The organism is Micromonospora sp. NPDC049048 (assembly GCF_043197615.1).
Lineage (GTDB): Bacteria > Actinomycetota > Actinomycetes > Mycobacteriales > Micromonosporaceae > Micromonospora.
Map to the genome: position 1 here is coordinate 461,836 of NZ_JBICTM010000005.1, position 21,373 is coordinate 483,208.

Below are 21,373 nucleotides of genomic sequence, written 5' to 3' on the forward strand. Positions count from 1 at the left end.
CCGCGCCACCTCATGCCGCCGCCAGGTCGGCAGCCGCGTGTTCCGGGTGCCCGGTGGCGACGCGGGGCGGCGGTACGGCCTCCACCAGCCGCCGGACCACCGCCTCGGCGGCCACCCCGTCGGCGACCGCGTCGAAGGAGAGCACCAGCCGGTGGGCGAGCACGTCGACGGCCAGTTCACGCACGTCCTCGGGCAGCACGTACTCGCGACCGCGCAGCAGCGCCTGGGCCCGCGCGGCGCGGACCAGGCCGAGGGTGGCCCGGGGGCTGGCCCCGTACGCGAGCAGCGGGGCGATCTCGGGGAGCCCGAACCGGCCGGGGTCGCGGGTGGCGAGGATCAGCCGGACCACGTACTCGGCGATCGCGTGGTGCACGAAGACGTGGGCGGCGCGGGCCTGGAGTTCCCGCAGGCGCTGCGGGTCGAGCACCTGTCGGGCGGTGGGCCGGTCGGCGCTCATGCGGTACAGGATGGCGAGTTCGTCGACGTCGCTCGGATAGTCGACGACGACCTTCATCAGGAACCGGTCGCGCTGCGCCTCCGGCAGTTGGTAGACGCCCTCGGACTCGATCGGGTTCTGGGTGGCCAGCACCAGGAACGGCTCGGGCACGGGATAGCTGTGCCCGCCGATGGAGACCTGCCGTTCGGCCATCGCCTCCAGCAGGGCGGACTGCACCTTCGCCGGGGCCCGGTTGATCTCGTCGGCGAGCACCAGGTTCGCCATGATCGGGCCCAGCTCGATGTCGAAATCCTCCCGCGACGCCCGGTAGATCCTGGTGCCGACGATGTCGGAGGGGACCAGGTCGGGTGTGAACTGGATCCGGGAGAAGGTGCCGCCCACCACCGTGGCCAGGGTCTGCGCGGCGAGCGTCTTGGCGACCCCGGGCACGCCCTCCAGGAGGCAGTGCCCGTCCGCGACGAGGGCGGTGAGCAGGCGCTCGACGAGCCGATCCTGCCCGACGATCACGCGTTTGACCTCGAAGAGGGTCTGTTCCAGGTCGGCCGGGGTCGCATCGGGATCGACCGGGCTGGGCACGCTGGCCAGGGTGTCCGAGATGTCCGTCACGGTGCTTGCTTCCCGTGCCGGCCGCCGCACAAACGTCGGAATATCGGCGCCGGGGTGGCCCTTAGCGACCCGAACCGGGACAACCTTCCCCCGGCCCCCGACCCCGCGTCGATCATGCAGGTTGTGGCGCCCCGCACAGGGCGCGATCCGGGGCACGACCCCACCACGCCTGCATGATCGACCCGCGAGGGGAGGGCGCGGGCGGCGGGTACGGGCGGCGCCGGCCCCCGCGCGTGGTGGGGGCCGGCGTCGTCAGCAGGTGCTCAGTTGGCGATGACCAGGTGGAACGGCCGGTCGGCGGCGCCTCCCGTCGAGTTGCGCGTCTGGACGTAGACCGCGTTCGGCGTCTGGAGCCGCGGCGCGACGGAGACCTCGCCTCCCGGGGGCACGTTGTACGGGTCGGTGGTGCCGATGGTCGCCACGAACGTCTTCAGCGAGACGTCGTAGTTGAACAGGACCTGGTACTGACCGGGGCCGTACCGGGTGGCGGAGACCACCTCGGGCGAGCCACGGAGCAGGATGCCGCCGCTGGTGACGACGGCGGAGGCGACGGAGCCCGGCGTACTCGCCTGCGCGGACGGGCCCTGCGCCAGCGCGGCCTTGGCCGCGCGGGCCTCGGCGGGGGTCACGGCTGGCTGGCTGCCGGAGCCCGGCTGGCGGGCGGCCGACTGGGCGCTCCCGGCGGGCGCCTGCGCCGCTGGCTGGGCGACGGCGATCCCGCCCCCGGCCAGGGTGAGCGCCAACGCGGCGAACGCCACCGTCACCGCCTTGCGTCGGAAGAGTGTGGTCATGACAGGGTCTCCCTCTTGTTGACCGTGCGGATTCGACCTGCCCACCGATCGGGGGGCGGTCGACTTCCATTTCTTGAGCGGAGAGAATGAGCGGCAACCGCCTGGAGCCCACACCTCAGGCCGCACCCTAGATGTTGCCGTCTCAACATTTTCCACCGGGCCTGAGCTGGGATTACTACTCAGAGTTCCGGCCTCTCAACCCACTGGAACGTAGCACCGCAAAAAGTCCGACGTCAATAGTTGATCACGCCCCGTTAATGGTCTGAACCGGTGTCGACGAATTGCGAAAAGTGAGCGCTCGACCATTCACGAATGGCGGCGCGGGGCCGGTCGGGCCCCGGGGTGGCGCGCTGTCGCCGACCGTGGCCGAGGGCCGGGGGCGCTACCCTCCAACGGTGATCATCGGGGCCGCACGGCCGGACACGGGCCGCCGGGCCACCGGGCTGCTGACCGCGCTCTGCTGGGCCGCCGTCGCGCCCGGGGTCGCCTGGACGGCGGTACGACTGGGCGGCCTCGACCGGGGGCCGCTGGTGCAGCTGCTCGCCTTCACCCCGTACGCCGCCGCCGGGAGCCTGCTGCCGCTGCTGCTCGCGCTCGCCCTGCGGCGCCGCCGGCCCGCGGTGGTCGCGGCGCTGGTCGCGGCGGCCCTGGTGGCCGTGGTGGCGCCCCGGGCACTGCCGTCCGGCCAGCCGCCGGTCACCGGCCCGACGGTGCGGCTGCTGACCGCCAACCTGCTCGCCGGGGCCGGCGACGCGCGGGCGTTGGTCGACCTGGTCCGGGAGCACCGCGTCGACGTGCTCACCGTGCAGGAGTTCACCCCGGAGGCCGGTGCGGAGCTGGACCGGCTCGGCCTGGACCGGCTGCTGCCCCACCGGCGGCTCGACCCGGCCCCGGGCACCGTGGGCTCCGGGCTCTACGCGCGGTTCCCGATCGGCGCGGACGGCGTCCGGCACAACCGCGGCGGCTGGGGCTTCGACCAGTCCCACGGCACGGTGGCGGTGCCCGGTGCGCCCGCGGTACGGGTCGAGTCGGCGCACCCGTCGGCCCCGTACGCCGTGGACCAGGTCGGCCACTGGCACGCCGACCTGGCGGCGCAGCCGCCCGCCACGCCGGACGGGCCGCTGCGGATCCTCGCCGGAGACTTCAACGCCACCCTCGACCACGCCCCGCTGCGTGCCCTTCTGGACACCGGCTACGTCGACGCCGCCGACCAGGCCGGCGCGGGCCTGATCGGCACGTGGGGCCCGTACGACGGGGACCTGATCCCGCCGGTGACCATCGACCACGTGCTGGTCGACCGGCGGATCGCCGTGCGGGCGGTCTCCGTGCACCGGGTACCCGGCAGCGACCACCGCGCCGTGCTGGCCGAACTGCGCCTGCCGGCCGGGTGACGGCTCAGACCCGGGCGCGGTCCAGGCCGTAGGTGAGCGCGTCGACGAGGGCGTGCCAGGACGCCTCGACGACGTTGGGGTGCACGCCGACGGTGGTCCAGTCGCGTCCGCCGCCGTCGGCCGTCTCCAGCAGCACCCGGGTCACCGCGCCGGTGCCGTGGGTGCCCTCCAGGATCCGCACCTTGTAGTCGGCCAGCTCGAAGTCACGCAGCTGCGGGTAGTGCCGCGTCAGCCCCGCCCGCAGCGCCTCGTCCAGGGCGTTGACCGGACCGTTGCCCTCGGCGGTGGCGATGACCCGCTCCCCGCGTACGCGGATCTTGACGGTCGCCTCGGAGACCACCGAGCCGTCCTCCCGGTGCTCGACCAGCACCCGGTACGACTCGAGCGTGAACGGGGTGGCCGGGGCGGTGTCCAGCTCCGAGCGGACCAGCAGCTCGAACGACGCGTCCGCCGCCTCGAACGACCAGCCGCCGGCCTCCAGCTCCTTGACCCGCCGGGTGACCCGGGACAGCGCCTCCGGATGGCCGGCCAGGTCCAGGCCGAGTTCGCGGCTCTTGAGCTCGACGCTGGCCCGGCCGGCCATCTCGGTGACGAGGATCCGCATGTCGTTGCCCACCACCTGCGGGTCGACGTGGTTGTAGAGCAGCGGATCCACCTTGATCGCACTCGCGTGCAGCCCCGCCTTGTGGGCGAAGGCCGCGGCCCCGACGTACGCCTGGTGGGTGTCGGGGGCGATGTTGGCGATCTCGGCGATGGCGTGGGAGACCCGCACCATCTGCTCCAGGCAGCCCTCCGGTAGGACGGGCAGCCCGAGCTTGAGCTGGAGGTTGGCGACCACGGCGAAGATGTCGGCGTTGCCGGGACGCTCGCCGTAGCCGTTGGCGGTGCCCTGGAAGTGACGTACCCCCGCCTCCACGGCGGCGACGGTGTTGGCCACCGCGCAGGCCGTGTCGTTCTGGCAGTGGATGCCGAGCAGCTCCGGGCCGACGCCCAGCCGCGCGGTCAGGTCGGCGATGGCGGCGGTCACCTGGGAGGGCAGCATGCCGCCGTTGGTGTCGCAGAGCACCACCCGCTCGGCGCCGGCGGCGAGGGCGGTCTCCACGACGGCGGCCGTGTACGCCGGGTCGGACCGGTAGCCGTCGAAGAAGTGCTCGCCGTCGACGAATACCCGCCGCCCCTCGGCCACCAGGTGCGCCACGGTGTCGCGGATCATCGCCAGGTTCTCGGCCGCCGTGGTGCGCAGCGCCCGCTCGACGTGCCGCAGGTCCGCCTTGGCGACCAGGGCGATCGCCGGCGTCTGCGCGTCGAGCAGGCCGCGCACCTGCGGGTCCTCGCCGACGGGCACGCCGGCCCGCCGGGTGGCCCCGAACGCGACCAGCAACGCGTGCCGCAGGTCGAGTTCGGTACGCGCCCGGCGGAAGAACTCGGTGTCCTTCGGCACGGCGCCCGGCCAGCCGCCCTCGATGAAGCCGACCCCGAACTCGTCGAGCAGCCGGGCCACCGCGAGCTTGTCGACCACCGAGTAGCTGAGCCCCTCACGCTGGGCGCCGTCGCGCAGCGTGGTGTCGTACACCTGGAACGTCATCAGGGAATCCTTTCGGGGAGCAACAAAAAGACCCCCCGCGGATGCGGGAGGTCTGCGCGCTCGGCGGAGGGGAGGCCGGCGCGCTAGGTGCGAATAATCAGGTGGGTGCTGGTCACGATCGCCACTCTGCCACGGGGCGGCGGATCTGGGAGACACAATCCACATCGCGGGACGGTGACGGAGGGTTCCGATACCGCATGGGCGGCCGATGCGGCGGCCCGCACCACCGTCGGTGATCGACTTCACAAGTCACCTGGCCGCCCTCCGGCGGAAACGGGACTGCGGAAGAATCTGGAACCGATCAAGTTACCGGCCTCGTGCCGCTGTCAAGGAGGACCTGTGCTCACTGTCGGTGACCGCTTCCCCGAGTACGAACTCACCGCCTGCGTGTCGCTGGACGCCGAGAAGGCGTTCGAGTCGATCGACCACAAGTCGCACGAGGGGAAGTGGCGCGTCGTCTTCTTCTGGCCGAAGGACTTCACCTTCGTCTGCCCGACCGAGATCGCGGAGTTCGGCCGGCTGAACGAGGAGTTCGCCGACCGGGACGCCCAGGTCCTCGGCGTGTCGGTGGACAACGAGTTCGTCCACTACGCGTGGCGCAAGGACCACCCGGACCTGCGCGAGCTGCCGTTCCCGATGCTCAGCGACGTCAAGCGCGAGCTGACCGCCGCCTGCGGCGTGCTCGGCGAGGACGGCGTGGCCCAGCGGGCCACCTTCATCGTCGACCCGAACAACGAGATCCAGTTCGTCATGGTGACCGCCGGCTCGGTCGGCCGCAACGTCTCCGAGGTGCTGCGGGTGCTCGACGCCCTCCAGACCGACGAGCTCTGCCCGTGCAACTGGAACAAGGGCGGCGAGACCCTGGACGCCACCAAGCTCCTCGCTGGCGCCGGGGCCTGACCATGGGCCTGGACGCGATCAAGGCGGCTCTGCCGGAGTACGCCAAGGACATCAAGCTCAACCTCGGCTCGACCATCGCCACCAGCACGCTGAAGCCGGAGCAGGCGTGGGGCACCGCCCTGGCCTGCGCCGTCGCGGCGCGCAACCCGGTGGTGCTGCGGGAGATCGCCGCCGAGGCGGCCGACCACCTGAAGCCGGAGGCCGTCGAGGCGGCCAAGGGCGCCGCCACGATCATGGCGATGAACAACGTCTACTACCGGGCCAAGCACCTGATCGGCGACGAGCAGTACCAGTCGATCCCGGCGCGGCTGCGGATGCAGATCATCGCCAAGCCGGGCGTGGACAAGGCCGACTTCGAGCTCTGGTGCCTGGCGGTCTCGGCGATCACCGGCTGCGGGGTGTGCCTGGAGTCGCACGAGAAGACCCTGCGCAACGCGGGCTTCAGCCGCGAGCAGGTGCACGAGGGACTGCGCATCGCCGCCGTCGTGCACGCCGCCGCGGTCACCCTGGACGCCCAGGCCGCGCTCGCCTGACGCGTACGCCCGGTGGGCCGGTGCCGCGGTCGCGGTGCCGGCCCACCGTCGTCTCCGGAGTCGCCGTGCCCCCGGCGGCGGAGTCACCGGACCCGGGTGTCGGTGCGGGTCGGCCCCGGCGTCGGTGCGGTCGGCCCCGGCGCACCGGCCGCGCGGCCGTCGTTTCCGGTGCCGACCACCCGGGTAGCTCATCGTGCAGAGACGAGCACCGGACCGGCGAGACGACTGGCGACAGTCGGGGCAGGAGTTGTCAGATGGACAGGCTCGACCCGCACAGCACCCACGGCAGCCCGGACCCGCTGCGCGACGGCGGCCAGGGTGCGTTCGCCGGCGGCGCCCCGGCCGGCACGTTCGACCCGTGGCGCTACCGGGACACCGCGAGGGTCGCCGACGCCGACCTGGTCGGCTACAAGGTCGAGGCCACCGACGGCGGCATCGGCCGGATCGACAGCGCCAGCCACGAGGTCAACGACAGTTACCTGGTGGTGGACACCGGGCCGTGGATCTTCGGCCGGAAGGTGATGATCCCGGCCGGCACCGTCAACCACGTCGACCACGACGAGCGCAAGGTGCACGTCGACCGGAGCAGGGACCAGATCAAGGCCGCCCCGGAGTACGACGAGACCGCCGACACCGACCCCACCTACCGCGACCGGCTCGGCGGCTACTACGACGAGACGTACTCGGCCATCCCGCCCGGCACCGCCCGCTAGCCACCACCCGCGCGCGACGGCCTCCCGTGGAGTACGGGAGGCCGTCACCGTGTCGACGTGGCCTTCACGGGCGTGCCGGTGGCCGGTGGTCACCGGACCGTGCGCGGCCCGGGGGCGCTCAAAGGATGCGACGGACCCAGCCGTACGGGTCCTCGGACCTGCCCCGCTGGAGGTCGACGAGCTGCTGACGCAGGGCCGTCGTGACCGGGCCGGACTCGCCGCCGCCGATCAGGAACTCACCGTCGGGGAAGCGCACCTGCCCGATCGGGGTGATGACCGCGGCGGTGCCGCAGGCGAACACCTCGCGGAGCCGGCCGCTCGCGGCGTCCGCCTGCCAGTCGGCGAAGCTCACGGGCCGCTCCTCGACCCGGTGCCCGGCCCCGGCGGCCAGCGTGAGCACCGACTCCCGGGTGATGCCGGGCAGGATCGTGCCGGTCAGCGGCGGGGTGACCACGGTGCCGTCGTCGTAGACGAAGAACACGTTCATGCCACCCAGCTCGTCGACGTAGCGGCGCTCGACCGCGTCCAGGAAGACCACCTGGTCGCAGCCGTGCTCGATCGCCTCGGCCTGGGCCACCAGCGAGGAGGCGTAGTTGCCGCCGCACTTCGCCGCGCCGGTGCCGCCCGGGGCGGCCCGCGTGTAGTCCGGGGAGACCCAGACCGCCACCGGCTGCACCCCGCCCGAGAAGTACGCGCCGACCGGCGAGGCGATCACCACGTAGAGGTACTCGTTGGCCGGCCGGACGCCGAGGAACACCTCGCTGGCGAACATGAACGGCCGCAGGTAGAGGCTGCCGTCCTCGCCCTCGGGGATCCAGTCCCGGTCGATCTCCACGAGCCGGCGCAGCGAGTCGACGAACACCTCCTCGGGCAGCACCGGCATCGCCATGCGCCGGGCCGAGGTGGCGAACCGGGCGGCGTTGGCCTCCGGCCGGAACATGGTGACCCCGCCGTCGGGCGTCCGGTAGGCCTTCAGCCCTTCGAAGATCTCCTGCGCGTAGTGCAGCACCGCGGCGGCCGGGTCCATCGGGATGGGCGCCCGCGCCTCGACCCGGGCGTCGTACCAGCCCTTGCCCTCGGCGTGACGGATCGTGATCATGTGGTCGCTGAATACCCGGCCGAAACCCGGATTGGCCAGCAGCGCGGCCCGGTCCGCGACGGATACCGGCGCGGGATTCGGACGGGTCTCGAACTCGAGCTTGTCACCACCGCTCATCGCGCTGACCTCCCTGGGAATTACGGCACACGGATCCGCCTGCCGAGAAACTGGTGCGAGAAACTTACCCCGAACGGTCGTTCAGCGGGTAGCACGCCCAGGGCGTACCGGCGGCTGCGGACAGTGACCGCCGCCGGGCCGGATGCGGCCGGGCGGCGGTTCGGACCCTCGGGTGGGGCGGCGGCTCAGGCGGTGGCGTACCCGGCCAGCCGGTCGCCGACCTCCTCGGTGCGCAGTGGGGCGCCCGGGGTGCGGCCGGCCAGCTCGGCGCCCACCGCCGCGGTGACCCGCTCGGCGGCGTCGGCGTGCCCGAGCTGGTCGAGCAGCAGGGCCGCCGAGAGTACGGCCGCCACCGGGTCGGCCACGCCGCGCCCGGCGATGTCCGGCGCCGAGCCGTGTACCGGCTCGAACATCGAGGGGTACGCGCCCTCGGGGTTGATGCAGCCGCTGGCCGCCAGCCCGATCCCGCCGGTGACGGCTGCGGCGATGTCGGTGAGGATGTCGCCGAACAGGTTGTCGGTGACCACGACGTCGTAGCGCTGGGGCTGGGTGACCAGGAACATCGCGGCGGCGTCGACGTGCTGGTACTCCGTGGCCACGTCGGGGTGCTCGGCGGCCACGGCCTCGAAGGCGCGCGCCCACAACGAGCCGGCGTGGGTGAGCACGTTGGTCTTGTGCACGAGGGTGACCTTGCGCCGCTCCCGGCGCGCGGCGCGGGCGAAGGCGTCGCGGATGACCCGCTCCACGCCGTGCCGCGTGTTCAGGCTCTCCTCGGTCGCGACCTCAGCCGGGGTGTCCCGGTGCAGCGTGCCACCGGCGCCGGCGTAGAGGCCCTCGGTGCCCTCGCGGACCACCACCAGGTCGACCTCGCCGGGCTTGACGGTCGCCAGCGGCCCGCTGACGCCGGGCCAGAGCCGCGACGGGCGCAGGTTGACGTACTGGTCGAAGGCGAAGCGCAGCTTGAGCAGCAGCCCCCGCTCCAGCACCCCCGGCGGCACGGTCGGGTCGCCCACGGCGCCGAGCAGGATCGCGTCGTGCCCGGCCAGCTCGGTCAGCACCGAGTCGGGCAGCACCTCGCCGGTGCGGTGCCAGCGGGCGGCGCCGAGGTCGTACTCGGTGGCCTCCACCACCCCCGGCAGCACAGCGTCGATGACCTTGCGGGCCTGCGCGACCACCTCGGGTCCGATCCCGTCCCCGGCCACCACCGCGATCCGTGCCACGTCTCTGTGCTCCCTCATCTCGCCGTTTCGTCCGACCGTACGCCGACGTCCCGTCTCCCGGTACGCACCTTCCAGGATGCGGGAACTCGGATACACAGGATCCTCCCAGGTGGCATTCATGGCAGGGTCATCTCCGCTGCCTAGCGTGATGACGAGCGGGTCGACGGGGGCCCGTGACGGAGGACGCGGAGACGCGGCCGGCGTCAGCGAGGGGGCAGCGTCATGCGGATCGACCAGCAGCCACGGGTCCGCTGGGTGGACCAGTCGGCCTTCCAGCCGCGCCGGCCGGACCTGCGGCTGGGTGCCCGCAGCCACCGCGTGGACCGGCCCGGCCCGGTGGGCGGGAGCCGGATCGCCGTCCAGCACTCCGTACGGACCTCGACGGCGGACTACTCGCTGCTGCTCAACGCCCCCGAGTGGCTGGGCCGGCGCGCCGTCGGGGAGGCGCTGCGCGACGCGGTGGCGGAGCTACGGGCCATCGACCTCACGTACGGCCCGACCCGGCCGGAGAGCCTGGTATCCCGACTGCGCCGGGGCGAGATCAGCCCCGACTCGTACCCGCCGCTGGCCGACCTGGTGGGCCGCTGCGCGGCGATGCGGGCCGCCACCGACGGCTGGTTCGACGCCTGGGCGGTCCCCGGCGGCTTCGACCCCGGCGGCCTGCTGATCGGGTGGGCGGTGGAGCGGGCCGCCGCCCGGCTACGCGCCGCCGGCGTCCACGACTACGCCGTGCTCAGCGGCGCCGACCTGGTCGTACGCGGACACGCCGCGCACGGTGGCCCGTGGCGGGTGGCGGTGCACCACCCGACCGACCAGCACCGGGCGCCGCTCGTGCTGGAGATGACGGCGGGCGCCGTCGGCACCTCGGGGGTGAGCGGGCGGCAGGGACACGTGGTGGACCCGCACACCGGGGAGCCCGCCGAGCAGCTGGTCGCTGCGACGGTCGTCGGGCCGGACCTCGCCGTCGCCGACGCCTACGCCACCGCGCTCTACGCCGCCGGGCCGGCCGGGCTGGCCTGGTTCCGCAACGGGTCGGACTACCGCGCGCTCTTCGCCCCCCGCCGCTGAACCACCCTGGCTGAACACCGGCGCTGAGCCATCCCCGCGCCACCGGGGGCCGCCACCGACCGCGCCCCGCCGCTGGGCGGGCCACATCCAGGGCAGGCCGCACGTGGGCAGGCCGCACCGTGGGGAGGCCTGGAACACCAGAGGCAGGGGCGGGCTGGAGGCGCGATCGGCCCCCACGGTCTCGGCAACGACCGTGAGGGCCGGTCAGCGACGAGTGCGCGTGGCTTGCGCAATCGAGGGGTGCGGGCCGGCCGGACGGACGTCGACCTCGCCACCCGAAGACGGGCCCACGCCGCGAGCTCGGCCAGTGACCGCACCGATACGCTAGCGAATCGACGCAACTCAACGCAAGGGTCTCCACAGCGGACCGTCGCTACTGGAGTTTGCGGGCGCGACAGCGGGGCGATTTCGACGCGACGGACGGCGGATGGCACGCTGTCCGCCGTGAGTTTCGATCTGAGCGTGTGGGCCCTTGCGGACGGGGCGACACCCGAGGACGTGCGGGCGGCGGTGCTGCGGTGCCGGCAGGGGCAGCACGTCGACCGGTACCCGGACCCGCGGGTGGTGGCGTTCTACCGGGCCATCACCAGCAGCTACCCGGACCGGCCGGCCGGCCCGGGGAGCCCCTGGGCGGTGGCGCCGCTGCACGCGGCCCACGACCACGTCGAGCTGAACCTGCACCCGACGTGCGAGGACCAGGTGCTGCTCGACATCGAGCGGCTGGCCGGCGCGTACGACCTGATGCTCTTCGACGCGCAGGACGGCTCGGTCTATCCGCCCCCGGCGCGGCTGCCCGGCTGACCACTGCCCGAGTACGACGAGGGGCCCGGCGGATCCGCCGGGCCCCCGCTGCCGTGCGCTCGGGTCACTCGTCGCGCAGGTCCGCCGCGCTGGCCGCGACCGCGCCGATCGAGTCCGCCGCGGAGGTGAGCAGGTCGGCGCCGAGCGCCTGGTCGACGGTGAGGGTCATCAGGGTCTCACCACCGGCCTCGCGGCGGGCCACCTGCATGGCCGCGATGTTGACGCCGGCCTCGCCGAGCAGCGTGCCGACCGTGCCGACCACGCCGGGGCGGTCGACGTAGCGCAGGAAGACCAGGATGCCCTCCGCGCCGATCTCGACGTCGAAGCCGTCGACCTCGGTGAGCTTGAGCACGTCGCGGGCGCCGGCGGTGGTCACCGTGCCGGAGACGCTGACCGTACGGCCGTCGGGCAGCGCGCCGCGGACGGTGACCAGGTTCGGGTGCTCGACCGTGTCGGTCTGGGAGAAGAGGGTGACCTCGACGCCGCGCTCGGCGGCCAGGTGCGGGGCGTTGACGTAGGTGACCTGCTCCTCGACCACCGAGCTGAACAGCCCCTTGGTGGCGGCGAGCTTCAGCACCGACACGTCGTGGTTGACGATCTCGCCGCGCACCTCGACGGTGACGCTGGCGGCGACCCCGCCCGCGACGGCGGTGAAGGCCCGGCCGAGCTTCTCGGCCAGCGGCAGCAGCGGCCGCACGTCCTCGGCGACGACGCCGCCGGCCTGCACGTTCACGGCGTCCGGCACGAACTCGCCCTGCAACGCCAGCTTCACGCTCCTGGCCACGGCCAGGCCGGCCTTGTCCTGCGCCTCGCCGGTGGAGGCGCCCAGGTGCGGGGTGGCGACCACGTTGTCGAAGGCGAACAGCGGCGAGGAGGTGCAGGGCTCCTTGGCGTAGACGTCCACGCCCGCGCCGGCGACCCGGCCCTCGGCGATCGCGTCGGCCAGGGCCTGCTCGTCGACCAGCCCGCCCCGGGCCGCGTTGACGATCCGGACGCCCGGCTTGACGACGGCCAGCTCCTTCTCACCGATCAGGCCGACGGTCTCCGGCGTCTTCGGCAGGTGGATCGAGATGAAGTCGCTCTCCCGCAGCAGCTCCTCCAGGCCCACCAGGCGTACGCCGAGCTGGGCCGCGCGGGCCGGCTGGATGTAGGGGTCGTACGCGATCAGCCGGGTGCCGAAGGCGGCGATCCGCTGGGCGAAGAGCACGCCGATGCGGCCGAGGCCGACCACGCCGACGGTCTTGCCCTGGATCTCGACGCCGGTGTACTTCGACCGCTTCCACTCCCCCGCCTTCAGCGCGGCGCTGGCGCTGGCGGTGTTGCGGGCCACGGCCAGCAGCAGCGCGAGGGCCTGCTCGGCGGCGGAGACGATGTTCGAGGTGGGGGCGTTGACGACCATGACGCCACGCGCCGTGGCCGCCGGCACCTCGACGTTGTCCAGACCCACGCCCGCCCGGGCGACGACCTTCAGCCGCGGCGCGGCGGCGATCGCCTCGGCGTCGATCTGGGTGGCGCTGCGCACGATGACGGCGTCGGCCTCGGAGAGCGCCGAGAGCAGGGCCGGTCGGTCGGTGCCGTCGACGTGGCGGACGTCGAAGTCGTGGGCGAGCACCTCGATGGCGGCGGGGGCGAGTTCTTCGGCGATCAGTACGACAGGAGTCATTGGTCCTCGGGTTGTCGTCGAAAGCGGTGGGCCGGGCTGCGGGACGCCGCGCTGCGCCCTGCGCTGATCCGGGCCATGGCCGTCAGGTGCCGGCTACGCACCTACCCGCGATCGTAGGGGGCGGGTAGGCCGGCAGGTCCCGGACTGCGGGGTGAGTGCCCTCACAACGGGTGACGACCCGCAAGTGAACGGCACGAGACGGAGCGCCCGGGCCACCTGGGCTGGGCCGACGCGGCGGGCGCTGGTGCGGACAGGGGGCGGCCCGGTCCGGGCGCCGGGGAGAGCGCCGGGGCCGGGCCGCCGGGGTGTCGCGTCAGGCGGTCTCGGTGATCGGCCGGTCGACCCAGCTCATCATGCCGCGCAGCTTGCGACCGGTCTCCTCGATCGGGTGCTCCGCGCCCTCGGCCTGCCACCTGCTGAAGTTGGGCCGGCCGGCCTCGTCCTCGGCCACCCACTCCCGGGCGAACTCGCCGGACTGGACCTCGCTGAGGATCTTGCGCATCTCCTCCTTGACCCGGGCGTCGATGACGCGCGGGCCACGGGAGAGGTCGCCGTACTCGGCGGTGTCGGAGATGCTGTAGCGCATCTTCGCGATGCCGCCCTCGTACATGAGGTCGACGATCAGCTTCAGCTCGTGCAGGCACTCGAAGTAGGCCACCTCGGGGGCGTAGCCCGCCTCGGTGAGCACCTCGAAGCCGGTCTGCACGAGCGCCGCCGCGCCGCCGCAGAGCACCGCCTGCTCGCCGAAGAGGTCGGTCTCGGTCTCCTCGGTGAAGGTGGTCCTGATGGCGCCGGCCCGGGTGCCGCCGATGCCCTTGGCGTACGACAGGGCCAGGGCGAGGGCGTTGCCGCTGGCGTCCTGCTCGACGGCCACCAGGCAGGGCACGCCCTTGCCGTCGGCGTACTGGCGGCGGACCAGGTGGCCCGGCCCCTTCGGCGCGACCATCGCCACGTCGACCTCGGCCGGCGGCTTGATCAGGCCGTAGCGGATGTTGAAGCCGTGGCCGAAGAAGAGCGCCTTGCCGGGGGCCAGGTTCGGCGCGATCGACTCGGCGTAGATGCTGCGCTGGGCGGTGTCCGGCGCGAGGATCATGATGACGTCGGCCTCGGCCGACGCCTCGGCCGGCGTGAGCACCCGCAGGCCCTGCTCCTCGGCCTTGGCCCGGCTCTTGGAGCCCTCCGGTAGACCGACCACCACGTCGACTCCGGAGTCGCGCAGCGACAGCGCGTGGGCGTGGCCCTGGCTGCCGTACCCGATCACCGCGACCTTGCGGCCCTGGATCAGGCCCAGGTCGGCATCGTCGTCGTAGTACACCTCAACGCTCATGATTTCCCTTTCGTACGGCGGCCCGGGCGGCCCGTCGTGGATTCCGTGCGGTGTCGGTCCCGGGCGGCGCACGGCGCCGGCCGGGTCGGGTGGGTCCCGGCCGGCGCGGATGCCGGCCGGGTCGGTGTCAGGCGGCCCGCAGCGAGGGCCCGGCGGTGATGGAGCGCGAGCCGCGCCCGATCGCCACCAGCCCCGACTGGACCATCTCCTTGATCCCGAACGGTTCGAGGTCGCGCAGCAGCGCGTCGAGCTTGTCCGGGGTTCCGGTGGCCTCGACGGTCAGCGTGTCCGGAGCCACGTCGACCACCCGGGCCCGGAACAGGTTGACCGTCTCCAGCACCTGGGCCCGGGCCGCGCGGTCGGCGCGCACCTTGACCAGCAGCAGTTCCCGGGCGACCGAGACCTGCGGGTCCAGCTCGACGATCTTGAGCACGTTGACCAGCTTGTTGAGCTGCTTGGTGACCTGCTCAAGCGGGGACGACTCGGCGTTGACCACGATGGTGATCCGCGACACGTCCGGGTTCTCGGTCTCGCCGACGGCGAGGCTGTCGATGTTGAAGCCGCGCCGGGAGAACAGGCCGGAGACCCGGGCCAGGACGCCCGGCTTGTTCTCCACCAGGACGCTGAGGGTGTGCATGGTCATCAGATGTCATCCTCGTCGAAGGCCGGGCGGACGCCCCGGGCGAACATGATCTCGTCGTTGCTGGTGCCGGCGGCGACCATCGGCCACACCATGGCGTCCTTGCCGACCACGAAGTCGATGACCACGGGGGCGTCGTCGATGGCCATCGCGGCGGCGATGGTCTTGTCGACGTCCTCGGCGTTCTCGCAGCGCAGCCCCACGCAGCCGAGCGCCTCGGCGAGCTTCACGAAGTCGGGGATGCGGTGCTTGTGGGTACCGAGGTCGGTGTTGGAGTAGCGCTCCCCGTAGAACAGGGTCTGCCACTGCCGCACCATGCCGAGGTTGCCGTTGTTGATCAGGGCGATCTTGACCGGGATGCCCTCCAGCGCGCAGGTGGCCAGCTCCTGGTTGGTCATCTGGAAGCAGCCGTCGCCGTCGACCGCCCACACCACCGTGTCCGGCTTGCCGACCTTGGCGCCCATCGCCGCCGGCACCGCGTAGCCCATGGTGCCGAGGCCGCCGGAGTTCAGCCAGGTGTACGGCTTCTCGTAGGAGATGAACTGCGAGGCCCACATCTGGTGCTGGCCGACGCCCGCCACGTAGATCGCGTCCGAGCCGACCAGCTCGCCGAGCCGCTTGATCACGTACTGCGGGGAGAGGGTGCCGTCGACCGGGTCGTCGTAGCCCAGCGGGTACCGCTTGCGCAGGTCGTCGAGCTGGGTCCACCAGTCGGCGAGGTCGGCGCGCCGGCCGGCCGCCTGCTCGTTGCCGACCGCGGCGATCAGCTCCTCGATGACGTGCCGGGCGTCGCCGACGATCGGGACGTCCGCGTGCCGGTTCTTGCCGATCTCGGCCGGGTCGATGTCGGCGTGCACCACCGCCGCGTCGGGGGCGAACGAGTCCAGCTTGCCGGTCACCCGGTCGTCGAAGCGGGCGCCCAGGGCCACGATCAGGTCGGCCTTCTGCAGGCCGTAGACCGCCGAGACCGTGCCGTGCATGCCGGGCATGCCCAGGTGCTGCGGGTGCGAGTCGGGGAACGCGCCGAGCGCCATCAGCGTCGTGACCACCGGGATCCCGGTCAGCTCGGCCAGCCGGCGCAGCCCCTCCGTGGCACCGGCCTTCAGCACGCCGCCGCCGACGTAGAGCACCGGACGCCGCGCGCCGGACATCAGCCGGGCCGCCTCCCGGATCTGCTTGCCGTGCGGGTGCAGGGTCGGGCGGTAGCCCGGCAGGTCCAGCGTCGGCGGCCAGGTGAAGGTGGTCTCCGCCTGGAGGACGTCCTTGGGGATGTCGACCAGGACCGGGCCGGGCCGGCCGGTGGCGGCCAGGTGGAACGCCTCGGCCAGCACCCGGGGGATCTCCCCGGCCTCCTGCACCAGGAAGTTGTGCTTGGTGATCGGCAGGGTGATGCCCTGGATGTCCGCCTCCTGGAAGGCGTCCGTGCCGATCGAGGGCCGCGCGACCTGGCCGGTGATCGCCACGATCGGCACCGAGTCCATGTACGCGTCGGCGATCGGGGTGACCAGGTTCGTCGCGCCCGGACCGGAGGTGGCCATGCAGACCCCCACCCGGCCGGTCGCCTGGGCGTAGCCCGTCGCCGCGTGCCCGGCGCCCTGCTCGTGGCGGACCAGGATGTGCCGGACGGTGGAGTCGTAGAGCGGGTCGTACGCCGGCAGGATGGCGCCGCCCGGGATGCCGAAGACGACGTCGACGCCGAGCGCCTCGAGGGAGCGCACGAGGGAGCCGGCGCCGCTGACCTGGGCCGGGGCGGGGGCGTGTACCCCCGGGACGGCCTGGGTGGCCGCGGCGCGGGCGGTGCCGGCGTGCTCGGCGTCGCTCGCGGGCTCGGCGACCGGGCGGGCCCGCCGGGCGGAGTGGGCGAGTGTCTCTGGCGTGGGTCTCGTCATGGCGGTTCAGGCCTTCGGCTGGAGTGGGTGAGGCTGATCGAGCGGGCGACGCGGGCGTTGCCCGACGTCGATTGGTCCGACGGCAACAAAAAAGCCCTCGTGCAGGATGCACGGGGCCGGCGCACTCTCGACAGGGAGAGTGCGCTCAGGTAAGTACTCGCAGCGACCGATAAGACGACATGCGGTAAAGCCTGACGCATCTCACGCGATGAGTCAACTGATCCCACATGTTGGTTAACGGGTGGGGGTATTTCACCCGAACGGGCGCTAGAAACCCCGTTCCACCTGCGCGGACTCCTGCTCGGCGGGGCGCGGGGCGGATAACGTCGGCGGCCGGCGGGGCGGCGGCGCGGGCGGACCGCCCGGGGCCGGTGCGGGGCGGGCGCCGGGGGACGTGGCCGCCTCCAGCATCGCCTCCAGGTGCTCGGCCGGCACGCCCCAGCCGAAGAGCGCCCCCTGGCCGAAGCGGCAGCCGGCGGCGACCACGGCGGCCAGTTCCGTCGGCGTGGTCACCCCCTCGGCGATGACCTCCAGGCCGAGCTGGTGGCCGAGCCGCATCACGATGTCGACCATCGGCGCGAACGCCGGGCCGTCCCGGCCCACCGGCCGCACCGGCTCGTGCTCCGCGACCAGCCCGTGGTCGATCTTGAGGATGTCGATCGGCAGGCGACGGAGCTGCCCCAGCGAGGAGTAGCCTGCGCCGAAGTCGTCCAACGCGATCCGTACGCCGGTCAGCCGCAGCGCCGTCAGCCGCCGGATCAGCTCGTCGAGGTCCGTCGCGACGGCGTGCTCGGTGACCTCCAGCACCAGCCGCTGCGGCGGCACGTGGTGGACGCGCAGCGCCTCGGCGACCTGGACCACGTACTCCGGGGCGTGCAGCTCACGGGGGGACACGTTGACCGAGACCCAGACGTCGTGCCCCTCGGCCAGCCAGCGGGAGAGCTGGTGGCACGCCTGGTGCAGCACCCAGGCACCCAGCTTGGCGATCATCCCGCACTCCTCGGCCAGCGGGATGAACTCGTCCGGGCCGACGTTGCCCAGCACCGGATGACGCCAGCGCAGCAGCGCCTCCGCGCCGACCGGACGCACCGAGGGCAGCGAGGCCACCGGCTGGAACACCAGGCGCAGCTCGTCCCGTTCGATGGCGCCGCGCAGCTCGTGCTCCACCGTGGTACGCCGGCGCAGCAGCTGGTCGTACGCGGCGTCGTAGCGCTCGATCCGGTTCTTGCCGCGTTGCTTGGCGTAGCGCAGCGCCAGGTCGGCGTGGCGCAGCAGCAGTTCCACGTCGGGCTCCCCGGCCCAGCCGGCCACCCCGATGCTCACCGACAGGAAGACCGGCCCCGCCGGCTGGTCGTAGGCGCCACCGAGCACTCCGAGCAGGCGCTCGGCGACCCGGTCCGCGTCGGCGGGCTGGCCGTGCATCAGCACCGCGAACTCGTCGCCGCCCAGCCGGGCCGCCACGTCACCGGGGCGCAGGTGGGTGCGCAGCCGCTCGCCCACCTCGGCCAGCACCGCATCGCCCACGTCGTGGCCCCGCATGTCGTTGACGTGCTTGAAGCCGTCGAGGTCGAGCCCGAGCAGCACGCAGGGGGCGCCGGCCCCGGCGCAGCGGTGCAGCGCCTGCAACAACCCCCGCCGGTTGGCCAGCCCCGTCAGCTGGTCGGTGTGTGCCAGCTCACGGAAGTGCGCCTCGCGCTCGGCCAGCCGCTGGGCGTAGCCCCGGACGTCGCGCAGCGTCAGGTACTGCCGGGTGACCAGGGCGAAGCCCTCCGTGCTGCCGGCGACGATGCCGAGCGCGTCGAACCGGCCGTCCTGGAGCAGGTGGTACATCGCCGAGGCGGCCATGGCGAACATCGGGACGAACGCGTACGCGCCGTCGCGGCGGATCAGGTCGAGGGCCGGCTGGGCCGGCGTGTCCATCCGGCGGCCGGCCCACGCGGCGGCGGCCAGGCCGCTGGCCAGCACCACCGCCCCGACCAGCGCCACGCCCGGCCCCGCCTGGCAGAGGCCGGTGGCGAGGCCGAGCCCGCCACAGGTTACGGCGGTGGCCCCGGCACCGAGCCAGACGGCACGACCGCGCGGCGGCGGGGCGCGGAAGGCCACGATGAGGGCGAGCCCGGCGATCAGGGCCGCGCTGACCGTGGCGAGCAGGATCGGCACGCAGGCCATCGGCGTGGCCGCACCGAGCAACCGGGTGGGCTCGGAGAACAGCACCCAGCCGACGAACCAGAACGCCGACGCCATCACCAGGCCGTCGAGCGCCAGCCGGGCCGTGGCCGCCGCCGTGGTCGCCACACCGGGCAGCCGGAGCAGCCCGGCGCAGAAGAGCAGCCCGCTGGCCGCCGTGCCGATCGACACGATGCCGGCCCAGCCGGTGCGCCGTTGCGGGACGTGCTCCGCGTGCCCGGCGGTGGAGAGCGCCACGGCCACCCCGAGCAGCAGGGTGACCAGCGCCACCCCGGACGCGGCGGCGAGCAGCGCGTACGCCTGCCGATGGGGCCCGGCGCGCCGGACGCCGGCGAACGACAGTGTGGTGGCCGCCGCGGCGACCAGCCCGCACAGCACCGCGACCGCGACCATGCCCGGGGGGAACTGCACGCCCCAACTGTGCCGGATACCGCTCTCGCGCGGAGCCCCGGGTGTGCATCCTTTGGGACACGGTGCGCTTGCCGGCCGGCCGCCGGAGCGGCGGTGTAACACTGGTGGGTATGCCTGAGCTGCGGTCGAAGACCTCCACGCACGGTCGGACGATGGCCGGCGCCCGGGCCCTGTGGCGGGCCACCGGGATGACCGACGACGACTTCGGCAAGCCGATCGTCGCCATCGCCAACAGCTTCACCCAGTTCGTACCCGGTCACGTGCACCTCAAGGACATGGGTGGCCTGGTCGCCGAGGCGGTGGCCGCGGCCGGCGGGGTGGGCCGCGAGTTCAACACCATCGCCGTGGACGACGGCATCGCCATGGGCCACGGTGGCATGCTCTACTCCCTGCCCAGCCGGGAGCTGATCGCCGACGCGGTCGAGTACATGGTCAACGCCCACTGCGCCGACGCCCTGGTCTGCATCTCCAACTGCGACAAGATCACCCCCGGGATGCTGCTGGCCGCCCTGCGGCTGAACATCCCGACCGTCTTCGTCTCCGGCGGCCCGATGGAGGCCGGCAAGACCGTCGCGATCGAGGGCGTCGTCCACTCCAAGATCGACCTGATCGACGCGATGATCGCCTCCTCGAACGAGGCCGTCACCGACGACCAGCTCGGCGAGATCGAGCGGTCGGCCTGCCCCACCTGCGGTTCCTGCTCCGGCATGTTCACCGCCAACTCGATGAACTGCCTCACCGAGGCGATCGGCCTGGCGCTGCCGGGCAACGGCTCGACGCTGGCCACCCACGCCGCGCGCCGGTCGCTCTTCGTCGAGGCCGGCCGCACCGCCGTGGAGATCGCCAAGCGGTGGTACGACGGCGACGACGCCTCCGTACTGCCCCGCGCGGTCGCGAGCCGGGCCGCCTTCGAGAACGCGGTGGCCCTGGACGTGGCGATGGGTGGCTCGACCAACACGATCCTGCACCTGCTCGCCGCCGCCCGCGAGGCCGAGCTGGACTTCGGCGTCGACGACATCGACGCCGTCTCCCGCCGGGTGCCCTGCCTGGCGAAGGTCGCCCCGAACTCCCCGCAGTACCACATGGAGGACGTGCACCGGGCCGGCGGAATCCCGGCCATCCTCGGCGAACTGGACCGCGCCGGCCTGCTGCACCGCGACGTGCACGCCGTGCACTCGCCCAGCCTGGAGCGCTGGCTCGCCGACTGGGACGTCCGGGGCGGGTCGGCGACGACGGAGGCGCTCGAGCTGTTCCACGCCGCCCCGGGCGGGGTGCGTACCGTCGAGCCGTTCTCCACCACCAACCGCTGGTCGTCCCTGGACACCGACGCGGCCGAGGGCTGCGTACGAGACCTCGCCCACGCGTACAGCGCCGACGGCGGGCTGGCGATCCTGCACGGCAACCTGGCCCCGCAGGGCTGTGTGGTGAAGACCGCCGGGGTGCCCGAGGAGTGCCTGACCTTCCGGGGCCCGGCCAAGGTCTACGAGTCCCAGGACGACGCGGTCGAGGCGATCCTCAACAAGCGGATCGTCGCCGGCGACGTGGTGGTGATCCGCTACGAGGGGCCGAAGGGCGGCCCCGGCATGCAGGAGATGCTCTACCCCACCTCGTTCCTCAAGGGCCGGGGGCTGGGCCGATCCTGTGCGCTGCTGACCGACGGGCGCTTCTCCGGCGGCACCTCCGGGCTCTCCATCGGGCACGTCTCCCCGGAGGCGGCCTCCGGCGGGCTGATCGCGCTCGTCGAGCCGGGTGACGAGATCGTCATCGACATCCCGGCCCGGTCCATCGAGCTGAACGTGGCCCCCGACGTGCTGGAGGCCCGGCGCATCGCGCAGGAGAAGCGCGACAGGCCGTACACCCCGCTCGACCGGCAGCGGCCGGTGTCCGCGGCGCTGCGCGCGTACGCCTCGATGGCGACCTCGGCCAGCGACGGCGCCTACCGCCGCGTCCCGGAGTAACCGCCACGGCGGGCCGG

The 21,373-nt window shown here is 73.1% G+C and carries 17 protein-coding genes; 7 read left to right on the plus strand and 10 right to left on the minus strand.

Features of this window, described 5'->3' with window-relative positions; genetic code table 11:
- Positions 1-10: 10 nt before the first annotated feature.
- On the minus strand, positions 11-1,063 hold the full coding sequence (locus ACGFIG_RS19055) for an AAA family ATPase (RefSeq protein WP_393004514.1): 1,053 nt from the start codon (positions 1,061-1,063) through the stop codon (positions 11-13).
- A gap of 263 nt (positions 1,064-1,326) precedes the next feature.
- A complete protein-coding gene (locus tag ACGFIG_RS19060; protein WP_393004516.1) occupies positions 1,327-1,854 on the minus strand; it encodes a hypothetical protein in 528 nt (175 codons plus the stop codon).
- 446 nt (positions 1,855-2,300) lie between these two features.
- Here ACGFIG_RS19060 and ACGFIG_RS19065 point away from each other — a divergent pair, with 446 nt between their 5' ends.
- On the plus strand, positions 2,301-3,245 hold the full coding sequence (locus ACGFIG_RS19065) for an endonuclease/exonuclease/phosphatase family protein (RefSeq protein ID WP_393004732.1): 945 nt from the start codon (positions 2,301-2,303) through the stop codon (positions 3,243-3,245).
- A gap of 4 nt (positions 3,246-3,249) precedes the next feature.
- On the opposite strand, the gene cimA is transcribed toward ACGFIG_RS19065, so the two are convergent.
- On the minus strand, positions 3,250-4,830 hold the full coding sequence (gene cimA / locus ACGFIG_RS19070) for a citramalate synthase (RefSeq protein WP_393004518.1): 1,581 nt from the start codon (positions 4,828-4,830) through the stop codon (positions 3,250-3,252).
- Positions 4,831-5,169: 339 nt separating this feature from the next.
- On the opposite strand from cimA, the gene ACGFIG_RS19075 reads away from it, so the two are divergent.
- The 3 genes from ACGFIG_RS19075 to ACGFIG_RS19085 all read left to right on the plus strand — a co-directional run bounded on the left by ACGFIG_RS19075 (position 5,170) and on the right by ACGFIG_RS19085 (position 6,976).
- Entirely contained in the window at positions 5,170-5,730 is a 561-nt protein-coding gene (locus tag ACGFIG_RS19075; RefSeq protein WP_393004520.1) for a peroxiredoxin, read from the plus strand.
- Positions 5,731-5,732: 2 nt separating this feature from the next.
- Entirely contained in the window at positions 5,733-6,263 is a 531-nt protein-coding gene (locus tag ACGFIG_RS19080) for a carboxymuconolactone decarboxylase family protein (RefSeq protein WP_393004522.1), read from the plus strand.
- Positions 6,264-6,517: 254 nt separating this feature from the next.
- The gene (locus tag ACGFIG_RS19085; protein ID WP_393004524.1) at positions 6,518-6,976 is read left to right on the plus strand and encodes a PRC-barrel domain-containing protein; all 459 of its coding nucleotides are present in this window, start codon (positions 6,518-6,520) and stop codon (positions 6,974-6,976) included.
- A 118-nt stretch (positions 6,977-7,094) separates the two neighbouring features.
- On the opposite strand, the gene ACGFIG_RS19090 is transcribed toward ACGFIG_RS19085, so the two are convergent.
- Positions 7,095-8,192, minus strand: a complete 1,098-nt coding sequence (locus ACGFIG_RS19090; protein ID WP_393004526.1) for a branched-chain amino acid aminotransferase — start codon at positions 8,190-8,192, stop codon at positions 7,095-7,097.
- 185 nt (positions 8,193-8,377) lie between these two features.
- A complete protein-coding gene (locus ACGFIG_RS19095) occupies positions 8,378-9,412 on the minus strand; it encodes a 3-isopropylmalate dehydrogenase (protein WP_393004528.1) in 1,035 nt (344 codons plus the stop codon).
- Positions 9,413-9,634: 222 nt separating this feature from the next.
- On the opposite strand from ACGFIG_RS19095, the gene ACGFIG_RS19100 reads away from it, so the two are divergent.
- Positions 9,635-10,480, plus strand: coding sequence for an FAD:protein FMN transferase (locus ACGFIG_RS19100; protein WP_393004530.1), 846 nt, complete (start codon positions 9,635-9,637; stop codon positions 10,478-10,480).
- A 444-nt stretch (positions 10,481-10,924) separates the two neighbouring features.
- Positions 10,925-11,281 carry a hypothetical protein gene (locus ACGFIG_RS19105; RefSeq protein ID WP_393004532.1) on the plus strand — a complete coding sequence of 119 codons (357 nt, stop codon included), beginning with the start codon at positions 10,925-10,927 and terminating at the stop codon, positions 11,279-11,281.
- Between the two features lie 64 nt (positions 11,282-11,345).
- Here ACGFIG_RS19105 and serA read toward each other — a convergent pair whose 3' ends face one another.
- The 5 genes from serA to ACGFIG_RS19130 all read right to left on the minus strand — a co-directional run bounded on the left by serA (position 11,346) and on the right by ACGFIG_RS19130 (position 19,398).
- Entirely contained in the window at positions 11,346-12,944 is a 1,599-nt protein-coding gene (serA, locus tag ACGFIG_RS19110) for a phosphoglycerate dehydrogenase (RefSeq protein WP_393004534.1), read from the minus strand.
- A 313-nt stretch (positions 12,945-13,257) separates the two neighbouring features.
- Positions 13,258-14,271: a ketol-acid reductoisomerase gene (gene ilvC, locus ACGFIG_RS19115; RefSeq protein ID WP_393004536.1), complete on the minus strand. Its 1,014-nt coding sequence runs from the start codon at positions 14,269-14,271 to the stop codon at positions 13,258-13,260.
- A 127-nt stretch (positions 14,272-14,398) separates the two neighbouring features.
- A complete protein-coding gene (gene ilvN, locus ACGFIG_RS19120) occupies positions 14,399-14,914 on the minus strand; it encodes an acetolactate synthase small subunit (RefSeq protein ID WP_393004538.1) in 516 nt (171 codons plus the stop codon).
- Entirely contained in the window at positions 14,914-16,800 is a 1,887-nt protein-coding gene (locus ACGFIG_RS19125) for an acetolactate synthase large subunit (RefSeq protein ID WP_393004540.1), read from the minus strand. Before ACGFIG_RS19125 ends, ilvN begins: the two co-directional genes overlap by 1 nt.
- 267 nt (positions 16,801-17,067) lie before the next feature.
- Complete coding sequence (locus ACGFIG_RS19130; protein ID WP_393004542.1) at positions 17,068-19,398, minus strand: putative bifunctional diguanylate cyclase/phosphodiesterase; 2,331 nt, start codon at positions 19,396-19,398, stop codon at positions 17,068-17,070.
- A gap of 110 nt (positions 19,399-19,508) precedes the next feature.
- Here ACGFIG_RS19130 and ilvD point away from each other — a divergent pair, with 110 nt between their 5' ends.
- A complete protein-coding gene (gene ilvD / locus ACGFIG_RS19135; RefSeq protein ID WP_393004547.1) occupies positions 19,509-21,356 on the plus strand; it encodes a dihydroxy-acid dehydratase in 1,848 nt (615 codons plus the stop codon).
- The last annotated feature ends 17 nt before the right edge of the window (positions 21,357-21,373 follow it).

Bases quoted from the DNA above. Each gene is read 5' to 3' on its own strand.
- ACGFIG_RS19060 (WP_393004516.1), bottom strand. From the start codon at position 1,854: ATGACCACACTCTTCCGACGCAAGGCGGTGACGGTGGCGTTCGCCGCG.
- cimA (WP_393004518.1), bottom strand. From the start codon at position 4,830: ATGACGTTCCAGGTGTACGACACCACGCTGCGCGACGGCGCCCAGCGT.
- ACGFIG_RS19080 (WP_393004522.1), top strand. From the start codon at position 5,733: ATGGGCCTGGACGCGATCAAGGCGGCTCTGCCGGAGTACGCCAAGGAC.
- ACGFIG_RS19085 (WP_393004524.1), top strand. From the start codon at position 6,518: ATGGACAGGCTCGACCCGCACAGCACCCACGGCAGCCCGGACCCGCTG.
- ACGFIG_RS19090 (WP_393004526.1), bottom strand. From the start codon at position 8,192: ATGAGCGGTGGTGACAAGCTCGAGTTCGAGACCCGTCCGAATCCCGCG.
- ACGFIG_RS19100 (WP_393004530.1), top strand. From the start codon at position 9,635: ATGCGGATCGACCAGCAGCCACGGGTCCGCTGGGTGGACCAGTCGGCC.
- serA (WP_393004534.1), bottom strand. From the start codon at position 12,944: ATGACTCCTGTCGTACTGATCGCCGAAGAACTCGCCCCCGCCGCCATC.
- ilvC (WP_393004536.1), bottom strand. From the start codon at position 14,271: ATGAGCGTTGAGGTGTACTACGACGACGATGCCGACCTGGGCCTGATC.
- ilvN (WP_393004538.1), bottom strand. From the start codon at position 14,914: ATGACCATGCACACCCTCAGCGTCCTGGTGGAGAACAAGCCGGGCGTC.
- ACGFIG_RS19125 (WP_393004540.1), bottom strand. From the start codon at position 16,800: ATGACGAGACCCACGCCAGAGACACTCGCCCACTCCGCCCGGCGGGCC.
- ilvD (WP_393004547.1), top strand. From the start codon at position 19,509: ATGCCTGAGCTGCGGTCGAAGACCTCCACGCACGGTCGGACGATGGCC.